12 protein-coding genes and 3 tRNA genes are annotated in these 12,653 nt (G+C 68.5%); 3 read left to right on the top strand and 12 right to left on the bottom strand.

Annotated elements, in window-relative coordinates; all coding sequences use genetic code 11:
* Window positions 1-87: 87 nt before the first annotated feature.
* Window positions 88-174: transfer RNA gene (locus LYSCAS_RS12925), tRNA-Leu, on the bottom strand.
* Between the two features lie 115 nt (window positions 175-289).
* On the opposite strand from LYSCAS_RS12925, the gene LYSCAS_RS12920 reads away from it, so the two are divergent.
* Together LYSCAS_RS12920 and LYSCAS_RS12915 are read left to right on the top strand one after the other, a co-directional pair.
* Complete coding sequence (locus LYSCAS_RS12920) at window positions 290-916, top strand: OB-fold protein (protein WP_213434434.1); 627 nt, start codon at window positions 290-292, stop codon at window positions 914-916.
* Between the two features lie 136 nt (window positions 917-1,052).
* Window positions 1,053-2,000: a TerC family protein gene (locus LYSCAS_RS12915; protein ID WP_213434433.1), complete on the top strand. Its 948-nt coding sequence runs from the start codon at window positions 1,053-1,055 to the stop codon at window positions 1,998-2,000.
* Here the strand turns inward: LYSCAS_RS12915 and LYSCAS_RS12910 are convergent.
* Window positions 1,984-2,718 (bottom strand): glycerophosphodiester phosphodiesterase, encoded by a 735-nt coding sequence (locus tag LYSCAS_RS12910; protein WP_213434432.1) that lies wholly within the window; start codon window positions 2,716-2,718, stop codon window positions 1,984-1,986. The two genes, LYSCAS_RS12915 and LYSCAS_RS12910, sit on opposite strands and share 17 nt — an antisense overlap.
* Before the next feature lie 12 nt (window positions 2,719-2,730).
* On the bottom strand, window positions 2,731-3,651 hold the full coding sequence (locus LYSCAS_RS12905; protein ID WP_213434431.1) for a M14 family metallopeptidase: 921 nt from the start codon (window positions 3,649-3,651) through the stop codon (window positions 2,731-2,733).
* A gap of 144 nt (window positions 3,652-3,795) precedes the next feature.
* Here LYSCAS_RS12905 and LYSCAS_RS12900 point away from each other — a divergent pair, with 144 nt between their 5' ends.
* Complete coding sequence (locus tag LYSCAS_RS12900; protein ID WP_213434430.1) at window positions 3,796-4,359, top strand: hypothetical protein; 564 nt, start codon at window positions 3,796-3,798, stop codon at window positions 4,357-4,359.
* Between the two features lie 48 nt (window positions 4,360-4,407).
* Here LYSCAS_RS12900 and LYSCAS_RS12895 read toward each other — a convergent pair.
* The 9 genes from LYSCAS_RS12895 to LYSCAS_RS12855 all read right to left on the bottom strand — a co-directional run bounded on the left by LYSCAS_RS12895 (window position 4,408) and on the right by LYSCAS_RS12855 (window position 12,653).
* A tRNA-Cys gene (locus LYSCAS_RS12895) sits at window positions 4,408-4,481 on the bottom strand.
* 93 nt (window positions 4,482-4,574) lie between these two features.
* Window positions 4,575-4,650: transfer RNA gene (locus LYSCAS_RS12890), tRNA-Gly, on the bottom strand.
* Between the two features lie 26 nt (window positions 4,651-4,676).
* Window positions 4,677-5,261 (bottom strand): CDP-diacylglycerol--glycerol-3-phosphate 3-phosphatidyltransferase, encoded by a 585-nt coding sequence (gene pgsA / locus LYSCAS_RS12885; protein WP_213434429.1) that lies wholly within the window; start codon window positions 5,259-5,261, stop codon window positions 4,677-4,679.
* The gene (gene uvrC, locus LYSCAS_RS12880; RefSeq protein WP_213434428.1) at window positions 5,258-7,138 is read right to left on the bottom strand and encodes an excinuclease ABC subunit UvrC; all 1,881 of its coding nucleotides are present in this window, start codon (window positions 7,136-7,138) and stop codon (window positions 5,258-5,260) included. The genes pgsA and uvrC overlap by 4 nt, the downstream gene beginning before the upstream one ends.
* A 43-nt stretch (window positions 7,139-7,181) precedes the next feature.
* Window positions 7,182-8,591 (bottom strand): hypothetical protein, encoded by a 1,410-nt coding sequence (locus tag LYSCAS_RS12875; RefSeq protein ID WP_213437830.1) that lies wholly within the window; start codon window positions 8,589-8,591, stop codon window positions 7,182-7,184.
* 96 nt (window positions 8,592-8,687) lie between these two features.
* Window positions 8,688-9,461, bottom strand: a complete 774-nt coding sequence (kdsB, locus tag LYSCAS_RS12870) for a 3-deoxy-manno-octulosonate cytidylyltransferase (protein WP_213434427.1) — start codon at window positions 9,459-9,461, stop codon at window positions 8,688-8,690.
* Complete coding sequence (gene lpxK, locus LYSCAS_RS12865) at window positions 9,458-10,474, bottom strand: tetraacyldisaccharide 4'-kinase (protein ID WP_213434426.1); 1,017 nt, start codon at window positions 10,472-10,474, stop codon at window positions 9,458-9,460. Before lpxK ends, kdsB begins: the two co-directional genes overlap by 4 nt.
* Window positions 10,471-12,219: a lipid A export permease/ATP-binding protein MsbA gene (gene msbA, locus LYSCAS_RS12860; protein ID WP_213434425.1), complete on the bottom strand. Its 1,749-nt coding sequence runs from the start codon at window positions 12,217-12,219 to the stop codon at window positions 10,471-10,473. Before msbA ends, lpxK begins: the two co-directional genes overlap by 4 nt.
* The gene (locus LYSCAS_RS12855; protein WP_213434424.1) at window positions 12,216-12,653 is read right to left on the bottom strand and encodes an ExbD/TolR family protein; all 438 of its coding nucleotides are present in this window, start codon (window positions 12,651-12,653) and stop codon (window positions 12,216-12,218) included. The genes msbA and LYSCAS_RS12855 overlap by 4 nt, the downstream gene beginning before the upstream one ends.

The following is a 12,653-nucleotide window of genomic DNA, read 5'->3' as shown; positions in this document are numbered from 1 at the left end:
ATTGGGACGAGTTGACAGCTACTGTCCCAAGAGTGTCCCACGGGATGAGTGGTCGGTCACGCCGCAATGCACAAACGCCTTATTTTATGGTGCCCGGAGTGGGGATCGAACCCACATGACCTTGCGGTCGAGGGATTTTAAGTCCCTTGCGTCTGCCAGTTTCGCCATCCGGGCGCGTGCCTGGCGCGATTCTAACCACGTGGCACGACGTGGCGTGTTCCTGCACGCAACTGCTATAAGGTCCTCCGATTCCGGGCAGGGGGCCCGGACAACAGGGGAACTGAAAGTAATGAATGCCATTGCCGTGCCCGCGTCCAACGCGAGCGCCAAAGCCGCGTGGGTGTGCCTTGCGATTGCGTGGGTGTGTTTCCTGCTGCCGATACCCGGCACCGGGATGTTCGTTGGTTGGCCGCTGAACCTGGTCGCCTTCATCCTCGCGATCGTCGCGATGTCGAAGCGCGGCGCGATGGCCGGGATTTTCCCGATGCTCGCGTCACTGCTCGTGTCACCTGCCATCTACTTCATTGGGCTCCTGATCTTCGCCGGCAGCATCGCGGCAGTGTCGGATGCCGCCGACACGACGACGCCCTCCACGACGCAGGCCCAGGCGGCCGACGCGATTTCCATCAATGCGCGCGCCCTCCAGGCGTCCTACAGCGCCAATGAAGTCGCTGCAGACCAGCAATACAAGGGAAAGCCGTTGCGCGTGACGGGCGTGGTCGAGTCGATTGAATCGGGAATCGCGGACGAACCCGTCGTCCAGCTTTCGGGCGGCGACTTCAGCATTGTCCAGGCGCATGGCCTGCTGCCGCAGCACGCGGCCAGCCTGGCGAAGGGCGACCGCATCACGCTCGCCTGCACAGGGGGCGGCGAAATCATGGGGATGCCAACCCTGGACGACTGCTCGCTGCTCTGACCGCGTGACCGGCGGGGCGCGACGTGCGCGCCCCGCACTCTCGGAAACCGCGCCGCGGCCCGCGGGAATGTCCGGTGGTGCAGATCGTCGTTGGCGTGAAGCGTCACGGTGTCTTCGCACGTTAGCATCGGTCCCCATGGAAACCATCGGTAGTCCCGGGCTCTGGGTTGCATTCGCCGCCGTCGTGATCGCGGCGCTCCTGGTCGATCTCGTGCTCATGCGCCACGGCGGGCCGCACAAGGTCACGATGCGCGAGGCCACGTGGTGGAGCCTCGGCTGGGTGGCGCTGGCGCTCGCGTTCAACGCGGCGCTGTGGTGGTGGGTGGGGCGCGAATCGGGCCCCGTCGCGGGGCAGCGCGTCGGCCTGGAGTTCCTCACCGGTTACGTGGTCGAGAAGTCGCTCGCGGTCGACAACATCTTCGTGTTCCTGCTGCTGTTCCAGTACTTCGCGGTGCCGGAGGAACAACGCCAGCGCGTGCTGGTGATCGGCGTGCTGGGCGCCATCGCGTTGCGCGCGATCATGATCTTCGCCGGCGCGCTGCTGCTGGCACGCTTCCACTGGATCCTCTACGTGTTCGGCGCGTTTCTGGTCTTCACCGGGATCAAGATGTTCCTCGCGGCCGGCAAGCCGCCGGACCTGGAAGCCAATCCCGCGTTGAAGTGGATGCGCAGGCACCTGGCGCTGAGCGACGGCTACCACGGCCATGCGATGTGGTTCATGCGCGAAGGGCGCCGCTGGTTCACGCCGCTGTTCGTCGTGGTGGTGCTGATCGGCATCACCGATGTGATCTTCGCGGTCGATTCCATCCCCGCCATCTTCGCGATCACCAGCGATCCCTTCATCGTGCTGACGTCCAACGTCTTCGCCGTGCTGGGCCTGCGCGCGATGTTCTTCCTGCTGCAGGGCATGGCCGAACGCTTCCACCTGCTGCCCTACGGCCTGGCCACCGTGCTGGTGTTCATCGGCTCGAAGATGCTGCTGCTGGACTTCGTGAAGATCCCGATCGTGTGGTCGCTGGTGGTGGTCGCGCTGATCCTGGCGGCGACGATCGTGTTGAGCCTGCGGATCAAGCCCCGCGAGTGAGCGACAGCGGGTCGTCGGAGAAGAAGCCCGACACGCCGAGCGCGAGCAACCGATCGCGTTCGGCGCGATCGTTGACGGTCCACGCGATCATCCGGAAGCCCGCGTCGCGCCACGCCGCGTACACCGCGTCGGGCGCCTTGCGGTCCAGCCCCACCCACGTCACGCCCATCGCGCGCGCCTCGGCGATCGCATCGCGGCGCGCGGTGAGGAACATCGCGGGATAGCCCGCCGCGATCGCGGGGGCGAGGTCCGCAAGCGCGAAGGCCTGCACGAGCGCGTGCTGCTGCTCGATGCCGGCCGACGACAATGCATTCGCCAACGCCGCGCCACACCCCCGCGCCTTGGCTTCGGGCACGAACAGCACGCGGCCCTTGAACTCCGACAGCACGTCCGCGAACAACGGCGGCGACACGAAAGCGGGAAAGCCCGCGTAGCGGCGCGCATCGATCCGCAACGCACGGAAGCGCGCGGTGTCGAACGTCTGCGCCAGGCCGGAGCCATCCGTCGTGCGGTCCACCGTGTCGTCGTGCATCACCGCGAGGGCGCCGTCGGCGAGCACGACCACATCCTGCTCGATCACGCGCAGCCCGGTGGCATACGCCGCGCGATACGCCTCGAGTGTGTTCTCCGGGGACAGCGCCGCTGCACCGCGATGGGCGATGTACAGCGGGTTGCGCGGGCTGCAGTCGTCGAGCGCGGGGATCGCAGCGTCAGCCATCGCGCGCGTGGCCTACGGATGCGCCAGCGCGTAATCGATCGCCGCCCGCAACGCCGCCACCTGCGCGGCGTTGCACTGCTCGGGCGTGGCGCGCGGGCTGTCGGGATAGACCTCGGTCGTGGTGCGGTAGCGCGCGTTGGTGATGCCCGCGCACAGGCCGAGCGCCTTCACCGGATAGTTGATGACGCCGTGCGCGACCACCGGCGAGCCGATGATTTCGTGCTTCGCGTCCGGCGGCGCGATGTGGGTCACCTGCTCCACCGCCGCGATGATCGCCTGCTGGAAGTCCGGCTGCGGATCCTCGGTGTCGCCGACGAGGTAGAAGCCATCGGGGATGCCTTCGGGCGTGGACGGCTTGCCGTCGCGTGCGGCGAGCGCGGGGCGGAATTCGGTTTCGTCGGTGTCGGTGGTTTCGTGCAGGTCGATGTGCACCAGGGCCCGATCGCGGAACGGTGCGAACAGGCGCACGAGCGCTGCGGATTCCTCCGCCGGGCTGCCGTCGCGGAACGAACGATTGGGATCGATCGCCAACGGATTCCAGCGATGGATGCGCTCGTAGGCCCACGGACTGACGCACGGCACGACCAGCAGGTTGATGCGGCCCGCGTACGCCTCCGCGTGCTGGTCGACGAACTGCAGCGCGCCATGCACGCCGCTGGTCTCGTAGCCGTGGACGCCGCCGGTGACCAGGATCGTCGGCAGCGTGTCGTCCCAGTGGCGCGACTGGATCGCGAGCAGCGGAAACGTTTCGCCGTCGTAATCGAGGCGGCCGTATTCCGTCACGTCGAAGCGCGAACGCAGGCGATCGACGACGGCCACGACATCGTCGGCGTGGCTGCGGTGGCGCACCTGGCGCGCACGCCACTGCTGCTTTTCGGCATCGCCCCAGGGCTGGAGGGGCGTGCCGATGGGGTACGGGGTCGAGGTCGTCATGGGAACTCGTGCGTCGACGCGGGGGAGCTGGCGAATTTAGCACTGGCGCCACGGGCACCGGAACGCCCGGGCGGAAGGCGCCATTCTGTGTTGAAGTGACCGCCGACGCTGTTCCCGATGGCACGAACATCCAGGGGAATCACCATGCAGGTTCGCACGCTGCTGTCGTTGGCCCTTGTCGTCGGTTTGGTGGGTCCTGCCGATGCGATCGTCTCCAGCGCACGCACATCCCACGCGGCGTCCACCGCCGCGCCCGCGGAAATCGTCTGGGGACGCCTGCGCCTGGCGCTCCCCGCCGGATGGACGATCGAGGCGCGGGACGATGGCCCGATCGGGCATTCGCGCGACGGCAACGAGGACGTCCGCATCACGTTGTTCGGAGCGCCGCTCGCACTTCGCAACGCGACGCCCGCGGCGCACCTGAAGCGCTACATCGACAACCTGTCGCGGCCCGATCCGGAATGGCCCGGGATCAAGGACGTCGTCCCGTACACGCCCTTCGCGATGCCCGGCGGCGAGCCGGCGACGATGCGCATCGAAGACCTCGGGGACGACGACTTCGTCGTCGAATTCGCGGTGGCGCTGCCCGGCGAGCTCTACGCGATCAACTTCTACCGCACCGGGAATCCGAAGGACGCCGCGGTGACGTACACCGAACTCGTGCGACACGCGCGATTCGTGCCTGAAGGCGATCGCGCGTACGAATGAAAACGCCCCGCATGAAGGGATGCTTCAAACGGGGCGCACATTCGAATCTGGAGGCCGAGGTCGGAATTGAACCGGCGTACGCGGATTTGCAGTCCGCTGCATAACCACTCTGCCACCCGGCCGGATGACGTATCGCTGCGGGATTCTACACATCCCGCGAAAACAACGAAGCCCCGCGAACGGGGCTTCGTCAAATGGACTCGAGGTCCACAATCTGGAGCGGGAAACGAGACTCGAACTCGCGACCCCGACCTTGGCAAGGTCGTGCTCTACCAACTGAGCTATTCCCGCGGTGAGCCCGACATTCTAATGACGAATCATGGGCTGTCAACACCCGGCTGCACGGCCTGCGCACGCAACGAGGGCCAGGCCGCTCGCAGGTATTCGTAGCCGGACCACAACGTGAGCAGGGCCGCGACCGCGAGCATCCATTCCCCGATCGTGAACACGGGAATGCCGAAGAATGAGGCTTGGTACAAAAGCAGCGTCACCGCGACCATCTGCACGATCGTCTTGATCTTGCCCACCGAGGCCACGGCCACTTTCGCGCGCTGGCCCAGCTCCGCCATCCATTCGCGCAGCGCGGAGACCGCGATTTCGCGGCCCACGATCACCGCGGCCCACAGCGCCATCCAGCGCGTGGGATGGCTCTGCACGATGAGGAACAGGGCCGTGGCCACCATCAGCTTGTCGGCCACCGGATCCAGGAACGCGCCGAACGCCGAGTACTGGTGGTAGCGCCGCGCGATCCAGCCATCCAGCCAATCCGTGATGGAGGCGAAGGCGAACACGAACGCCGCGGCGAAGTTGGTCCATTTGTAAGGGAGGTAGAACACGACCACCAGGATCGGGATCATCGCGATCCGCGCCAGGGTCAGCATGGTCGGTACCGTCATCTTCATGCGTTGCGTCCTGCCTCGTCGTTCCCCGTGGCCGCCGGCCCCGTCGCGGGCATCGGCAGCCCGTGCAGCGTCGCATAGATTCGCTCGGCCAGCGCGGCATTGATGCCTTCCACGCGCGCGATCTCCTCGGCCCCGGCCTGTTTCAGGCCCGCCAATCCCCCGAAATGCTTCAGCAGGCTCTGCCTGCGGCGCGGACCGATCCCGGGGATGTCTTCCAACCGGCTGCTGGCGCGCGCCTTCTGGCGGCGGCCACGGTGGCCGGTGATCGCGAACCGGTGGGCTTCGTCGCGCACCTGCTGCACGAGTTGCAGCGCGGGGGATTCCGGGCCCGGGCGCAGTTCGCGGCCGTCGGGCATCAGCAGCGTCTCGTGGCCCGCGCGGCGCTCCACGCCCTTGGCCACGCCGACCACCACGATGCCCCCGACCCCGAGTTCGCCCAGGACCGCGTTGGCCTGCGCGAGCTGGCCCTTGCCGCCGTCGATCAGCAGCACGTCGGGCATCACCCCGCCCTCTTCGATCGCGCGCTTGAAGCGGCGCTCGAGGGCCTGGTGCATCGCTGCGTAGTCGTCGCCCGGTTCGATGCCCGCGATGTTGTAGCGGCGGTACTGGCTGCGCACGGGCCCATTCGAATCGAACACGACGCACGAAGCGACCGTGGCCTCGCCCATCGTGTGGCTGATGTCGAAGCATTCGATCCGCTTGGGCACCTCCGTCAGGCCGAACAGATCGCGCAGGGCCTCGGCGCGCGCGCTCTGGGCGGCGTGGGTGGCCAGTTCCGTGGCGAGGGTGAGTTCGGCGTTGCGGCGCACGAGGTCGACGTAGCCCGCACGATCGCCGCGCACGTTGCACTTGAGCTGGATCTTGCGGCCGCTGGCTTCCGACAGCGCGACTTCGATGAGTTCGCGATCCGGCACGTCGCGGTCGAGCACGATTTCCTTCGGCGGCGTTTGCTCGGCGTAGTACTGCGACACGAACGCGGCCAGCACTTCATCGGGCGGTGCGCCGTTGCTCTTCGGGAAGAACGCGCGCGTGCCCAGGTTGCGCCCGTCGCGGAAGGCGAGCAGCAGCACGCAGGCCGACGCGCCCTGCATCGCGACCGACAACACATCGAGGTCCGCGGCCTGGCCGTCGACGTACTGGCGCGCCTGCAACTTGCGGATCGTCGTGATGAGGTCGCGCAGGCGCGCGGCTTCCTCGAAATCCAGGCGCGTGCTGGCCGCTTCCATCGACGTGGTGAGTTCGTTGCCGAGCTCCTCGCTGCGCCCGTCGAGGAACAACGACGCACGCCGCATCGCATCGGCGTATTCGCGCGCCTGCACCAATCCCACGCACGGCGCGCTGCACCGTCCGATCTGGTACTGCAGGCACGGCCGCGACCGGTTGCGGAACACGCTGTCCTCGCAGCTGCGCAGCTTGAACAGCTTGTGCATCGAGTTCAGCGTTTCGCGCACCGCCGCCGCGCTGGGATACGGCCCGAAGTATTTCCCGGGGATCGACTTCGGCCCGCGATGGAACGCCAGGCGCGGCCAGGCTTCCTGCGTCAGCAGCACGTACGGATAACTCTTGTCGTCGCGCAGCAGCACGTTGTAGCGCGGATGCAGCGACTTGATCAGCTGGTTCTCGAGCAGCAACGCCTCCGCGTCGGTGCGCGTCACCGTCACTTCCATGCGCTGGACCTGCGCGAGCATGGCCATCGTGCGCGTGGTCTTGGGCGTGGCGTTGAAATAGCTGCCGACGCGGTTCTTCAGCACGCGCGCCTTGCCGACGTACAGGATCGCGTCGTCCTTGCCGTACATGCGGTACACGCCCGGCTGCGAACCGAGGCCGCGGGCGAAGGCCTTGCCGTCGAAGGGCGGCGGGGTGGGGTCTTGCGTCATGCAGGGATTATCGGGGATCGGCGATGAGGCGGGTTCTGACGCCTCATTCGCCGATCGGCAGGTGCTGCACGGCCCCGGTCTTCGGCTCCACGCGCAGCACCGCGTGCGCGTCCGTGTCCGCGATCCACACCGCGCCCGCCCCCACCGCCATCCCGGCCGGCCCGTGCAGCGGCTGCGCGAGCGGGTGCGAGGTGAGGTCGCCGCCGCCCAGGCGCAGGCTGCGCAGGCGATCGTTGCCCGCGTCGGCGATCCACAGGGTCGGCGAATCCGGATCCAGCGCGATCGCCTGCGGTTCCTGCAACTGCGCGATCGTGCGCGGCCCGTCGGCCTGGCCGAACGCCCACGCGCCCTGCCCGACCACCGTCTGCACCGCGTTGTCGCGCAGTTGCAGCGAACGGATCGCCGAACCCGCGGCATCGCACACGTACACCGTCTGCTGCACCGCGGCCAGCGCGACCGGCTGCGCGAACGCGGCGGACGCGCCGCGCCCGTCCTTCACGTCCAGCGCGCCGGAGCCCGCGCGCAACGTGAGCGTCGCCTTGCCGAGGTCGTAGCTCCACACCTGGTTGTCGCCGGCGAGGGCGATATGCAATTGATCGTTGACCGCGGCGACGGCGCGCGGCGAATCCAGCATCACGTCCTGCGACGCGCGCACCGGGCCTTCCTTCGGCGCGCCGCGGCGGCCGTTGCCGCACAGCGTGTCGATGTCGCCCGTGCGCAGGTTGATCCGGCGCACCGCGTGGTTGCCGCAGTCGGCGACGTACAGCGTGTCGCGCATCAGCGTGAGGCCATGCGGCGACTGGAACGACGCATGCCCCGCATCGCCATCGATCAGGCCCGGGTCGCCGCTGCCGAACTGCCGCAGCACGCGCCCGGCGTGGCTGCATTCGAGGATGCGGTGGTGGCCGCTGTCGGCGACGTAGAGGTATTGCGCGTTGACCGCCAGGCCCATCGGGAAGCGCAGCGGCAGATCGGGTTCGCGCACGCGGCGTTGCAGCGTGGGATCGTCGCCGGGCGCATCGGACTCCATCGCCTGCAGGCGACGTTCGAGGTCGGCAAGCACGCCTTCCCCTTCGATGCGCGCCTGCACCTGGCCCATGCCGTCCACCAGGAACACGGTTGGCCACACGCGCACGCCGAACTGCTGCCAGGCCACCCAGTCGGCGTCGAGCGCCAGCGGCAGCGTGATGCCCTCGCGATGCGCGCGTTTCATCGCGCGCCGCGCATCACGCTCGTGGTCGAAGCGCGGGACGTGCAGCACGAGGGCGCGAAGGCGATTGGGGTAGCGCGCGCGCAGCGTCTGCAACGCCTGCAGGGCCTGCAGCGACCAGGCCGAGCCCAGGTTGGCGAAGGCGATCGCCGTCAGCCAGCCCGGCATCGCGCCGGGCGGTGCCACGCCGGCGTTGAGCCACTGCAATGTCGAAGGAAACCCCGGAACCTGCGCCAACCCCATTGCCACCACTCCCCCTGGATCCCGAACGTCGCGTCGCGCGTCGATTCTAGGCCTGCTTGCGATGCAGCATGGGCCCATTGCCCGGCCGGGCAGGCATCAACGTTGCGATGCCCATCGCGCTTCGGCGCGCGCGAGGTCCTCGGGCGTGTCGACGCCCGGCGGGAAGGGTTCCGGCGACAACGCGACCGCGATGCGATGGCCGGCTTCGAGCACGCGCAGTTGTTCCAGCGATTCGATGCGTTCCAGGCGACCGGGCGGCAACGCCGTGAAGGTTTGCAGGAAGCCGGCGCGGTACGCGTACAGGCCGATGTGGCGCAGCCAAGGGCCGCCCGCGGGCATCGTGTCGCGTGACGTCGCGAATGCATCGCGCGGCCACGGGATCGGCGCGCGACTGAAATAGAGCGCGTCGCCGTTCGCGGCGCGCACCAGTTTCACGGCGTTCGGATCGAGCAGCGTGGCGACGTCGTCGATCGGCGTGGCGAGGGTCGCCATCTCCGCGCCGGAGCTCGCCAGCACGGACGCGGCCGCGCGCAGCCCCGATGCGGGGGCGAAAGGTTCGTCGCCCTGCAGGTTCACCACGATCGTGTCGTCCGACCAGCACGCGATGCGTGCGCATTCGGCGAGGCGGTCGGTACCCGAGACATGGTCCGGCGACGTCATCGCGATGCGCACGCCGCTGCCTTCGAGCGCGTCGGCGATGCGCTGGTCGTCCGCGGCCACCCACACATCGTGTGCGCCGGCGGCCAGCGCGCGGCGCGCGACATGCAGCACCAGCGGCTCGCGGCCGATCAGCCGCAGCGGTTTGCCGGGCAGGCGCGTGGCCGCGTACCGCGCGGGGATCGCGACGACGAAATCGGGCGTGTCGGTCATGCGGTCGTGTCCTGCGTGCGCGGCGGGAGGCGATCGAGCAAGGCGATCCAGAAGGCTTCGGGCAATTCGGCACGCACCGGGACGGAATGGAAGTCCGCGTCGGCCAGCGCGCGGCACTTCACGGCGTCCTTCTCGGTCATCAGCACCGGGAGCTTGCTGCCGAATTCGAAATCGGCCGCAACGTACACGTGGTGATCGGAGAACGCATGCGGCACCACCGCGATGCCGCGGTCGCGCAGCATCGCGAAGAAGCGATCGGGATTGCCGATGCCGGCGACGGCGTGCACGCGCTGGCCGGCGAACGACGCAAGCGGACGCGGCCGGCCGCCGACCAGCGGATGCGCATCGCCCGGCACCAGTTGCATCGGCCATTCGCCGAAGCCGGCGATGCCTTCGCCGTCGCCGCCGGCGCCGACGTTCACGACGCGGAAATCGCAGCGCATCGCGCGTTCGATCGGTTCGCGCAGCGGGCCGGCCGGCAACAGCTGGCCGTTGCCGCGACCGCGGCGGCCGTCGGCGACGTCGATTTCCACGTCACGCGCGAGGCGGTAATGCTGCAGGCCGTCGTCGCACACCACGATGTCGCAGCCCGCCTGCGCGAGCGCGCGTGCGGCGGCAACGCGGTCGCGATCGACGCGGACCTTCGCGCCCGTGCGCATCGCGATCAATACAGGTTCGTCGCCGCCCTCGTCGGGCGACGTGTTGCGTTCGACCCAGCGCGGCGTGCGTTCTTCACGTCGTCCGTGGCCGCGGCTGGCAACGCCCGGCGTCCAGCCCGCATCGCGCAGGCGTTCGACGATGGCGATGGTGAGCGGCGTCTTGCCCGTGCCGCCGACGGCGATGTTGCCGACGACGACCACCGGCACCGGCACGCGATGCTGGCGCAGCAGGTGCCGTGAATACAGGCCGCGGCGCAGGCGCGTGACATCGCCGTACACCGAGGACACCGCGCGCGCGATCAACGGCACCGGCGCGTTGTCGAACCACCAGGCCGGCAGGCGCGCCTTGGTCATGCCTCGGCCGGTGCGTCGCGGAACTGCATGCGGTGCAGGTGCGCGTACACGCCCCCGCGCGCGAGCAGTTCGGCGTGCGTGCCCTGCTCCACCAGCCGGCCTTCGTCGAGCACCAGCACCTGGTCGGCGTGTTCGATCGTCGACAGGCGATGCGCGATGACCAGCGTGGTGCGGTCGGGCATCAAATGATCGAGGGCGTCCTGCACGAGGCGTTCGGATTCGTTGTCGAGCGCGGCGGTGGCTTCGTCGAGGATCAGGATCGGGGCGTCCTTCAACAAGGCGCGCGCGATCGCGAGGCGCTGGCGCTGTCCGCCCGACAGGCGCCCGCCGTGTTCGCCGATGCGCGTGTCCAGGCCGCTCGGCAGGCGTTCGACGAATTCCATCGCGTTCGCACCGCGCACGGCGCTGGCGAGCTTGGCCGGTTCGGCGCCCATCATTTCGCCGTAGGCCACGTTGTCGGCGATGCTCGCGTCGAACAGGATCACGCGCTGCGAGACCATCGCGACCTGGCGACGCAAGTCGCCCAGCGGATACGCATCGATGGGCTGGCCGTCGAGCAGCACCTGGCCGGATTCGGGTTCGTAGAAGCGCGGGATCAGCTTGATCAGCGTGGTCTTGCCGCTGCCCGAGCGCCCCACGATCGCGGTGACCGTGCCCGGCCGCGCGGTGAAGCTGATGTCCTGGATCGCCGGCCGCGTTTGTCCCGCGTAACGCGCGGTGACGTTGCGGAATTCCAGCAGGCCCTTGGCGCGCGGCAGCGGCGTGGTGCCGGTGTCGCGTTCGTCGGGCGTGTCGATGACGGTGAACACGCGCTCGGCCGAATTGACGCCGCGCTGGAGCATCGCCTGCACGTTGGTCAGCTGGCGCAGCGGCGGGATGATGCCGACCATCGCCGTCATCAGCACGGTGAAATCGCCGGCAGTGAGGCGACCCGCGGCGGCTTCGCGCGCGGCGAGGAACAGCAGGAGGGCCATGCCCATCGCGCCGAGCACCTGCACGAAGAAGGAGATCGAACCGCGCGTGACCTCCACCTTCAGCGCGAGCTGCAGGTTCTTCTGCGTTTGCGCGGCGTAGCGGCCGATCTCCGCATCCTGCGCACCGTAGATCTTCACTTCCTGGTGGCCGTGCAGCGCCTGGTCGGCGGACTGCAGCATGTCGGCGGCGTTCTCGAGGATGCGATGGTTGATGTTGCGGTAGCGACTGCCGACCTTGTTCATCGCGAACACCAGCGCCGGCGCGAGCAGCAACAGCGCGATCGTGACGCGCCAGCTGGTGTCGAGCATCGCCCACAGCATCGCGACCGTCATCAGGCTGGCGCTGATCATCACCTTCAGCGCATCCACGGCGGCCTGCGCGACTTGTTCGGTGTCGCCGCCCAGGCGCGTGAGCATCGACGCGACGGGTTCTGCATCGAAGCGTTCGCCCGGCAAACGGAAATACTTGCCCATCAGCAGCAGGCGCAAGTCGCGCGCCACGCCGCGGCCGGAGCGCGCCATCGTGTAATCGCCCGCCAGGCCGCACAGACCGCGCGCGATGAACAAGCCGATCAACGCCGCCGGCAACCACATCTCGAAACTCTTCGGATCCGCCAGCCCATCGACGATGGGCTTGAGCAGGCGCGTGATGCCGTAGCTCGCGGCGGCTTCCAGCATCATCGCGAACGCGGCAATGCCGAGCCAGGCGCGATACGGCTTCGCGTAGCCGAGCAAGCGCCGGTAGGTCTGCGCGGGCGTCGCGGCCGTCATCGCGTGGCCGCCTTCTGCACGACCGGCGGCGCGGTGGCGATCGACACCTTCGAGAATCCGAGCTGCCCCAGCGCATCGAGCGCGGTGACGACCGACTGGTGCGGCGTGCGGCCGTCGGCGCGCAGCAGCACGGACATGGTGCGATCGTTGCCGGCCACGTCGACGAGCGTCTGCTTCAGCGATTCGACATCGGTGCGCAGGGCTTCGCGGTCATCGATGAAATAACGGCCTTCGGCATTCACGAGCACGCTGAGCTGCTTGCCCTTGGCTTCCACCGGCTGGCCGTTGGCCTGCGGCAGTTGCAGCTTGAGCACGGAGCGCGCGTCGAACGTGGTGGTGACGACGAAGAAGATGATCAGGCACAGGACGACGTCGATCATCGGGATCAGGTTGATCTCCGGCGTGTCGTCGTCGCGGAAGTCGCGGATGCGCAT

It is taken from the genome of Noviluteimonas caseinilytica, from assembly GCF_018406605.1.
In the GTDB taxonomy this organism is placed as follows: domain Bacteria; phylum Pseudomonadota; class Gammaproteobacteria; order Xanthomonadales; family Xanthomonadaceae; genus Noviluteimonas; species Noviluteimonas caseinilytica.
The sequence above is the reverse complement of the archived record's forward strand: the minus strand, read 5'-3'. Positions and strand labels throughout refer to the sequence as shown.

What these genes read in the sequence shown, in the direction of transcription:
- LYSCAS_RS12920 (WP_213434434.1), top strand. Translation starts at nt 290, where the DNA reads ATGAATGCCATTGCCGTGCCCGCGTCCAACGCGAGCGCCAAAGCCGCG.
- LYSCAS_RS12915 (WP_213434433.1), top strand. Translation starts at nt 1,053, where the DNA reads ATGGAAACCATCGGTAGTCCCGGGCTCTGGGTTGCATTCGCCGCCGTC.
- LYSCAS_RS12910 (WP_213434432.1), bottom strand. Translation starts at nt 2,718, where the DNA reads ATGGCTGACGCTGCGATCCCCGCGCTCGACGACTGCAGCCCGCGCAAC.
- LYSCAS_RS12905 (WP_213434431.1), bottom strand. Translation starts at nt 3,651, where the DNA reads ATGACGACCTCGACCCCGTACCCCATCGGCACGCCCCTCCAGCCCTGG.
- LYSCAS_RS12900 (WP_213434430.1), top strand. Translation starts at nt 3,796, where the DNA reads ATGCAGGTTCGCACGCTGCTGTCGTTGGCCCTTGTCGTCGGTTTGGTG.
- pgsA (WP_213434429.1), bottom strand. Translation starts at nt 5,261, where the DNA reads ATGAAGATGACGGTACCGACCATGCTGACCCTGGCGCGGATCGCGATG.
- uvrC (WP_213434428.1), bottom strand. Translation starts at nt 7,138, where the DNA reads ATGACGCAAGACCCCACCCCGCCGCCCTTCGACGGCAAGGCCTTCGCC.
- LYSCAS_RS12875 (WP_213437830.1), bottom strand. Translation starts at nt 8,591, where the DNA reads ATGGGGTTGGCGCAGGTTCCGGGGTTTCCTTCGACATTGCAGTGGCTC.
- kdsB (WP_213434427.1), bottom strand. Translation starts at nt 9,461, where the DNA reads ATGACCGACACGCCCGATTTCGTCGTCGCGATCCCCGCGCGGTACGCG.
- lpxK (WP_213434426.1), bottom strand. Translation starts at nt 10,474, where the DNA reads ATGACCAAGGCGCGCCTGCCGGCCTGGTGGTTCGACAACGCGCCGGTG.
- msbA (WP_213434425.1), bottom strand. Translation starts at nt 12,219, where the DNA reads ATGACGGCCGCGACGCCCGCGCAGACCTACCGGCGCTTGCTCGGCTAC.
- LYSCAS_RS12855 (WP_213434424.1), bottom strand. Translation starts at nt 12,653, where the DNA reads ATGCGCATCCGCGACTTCCGCGACGACGACACGCCGGAGATCAACCTG.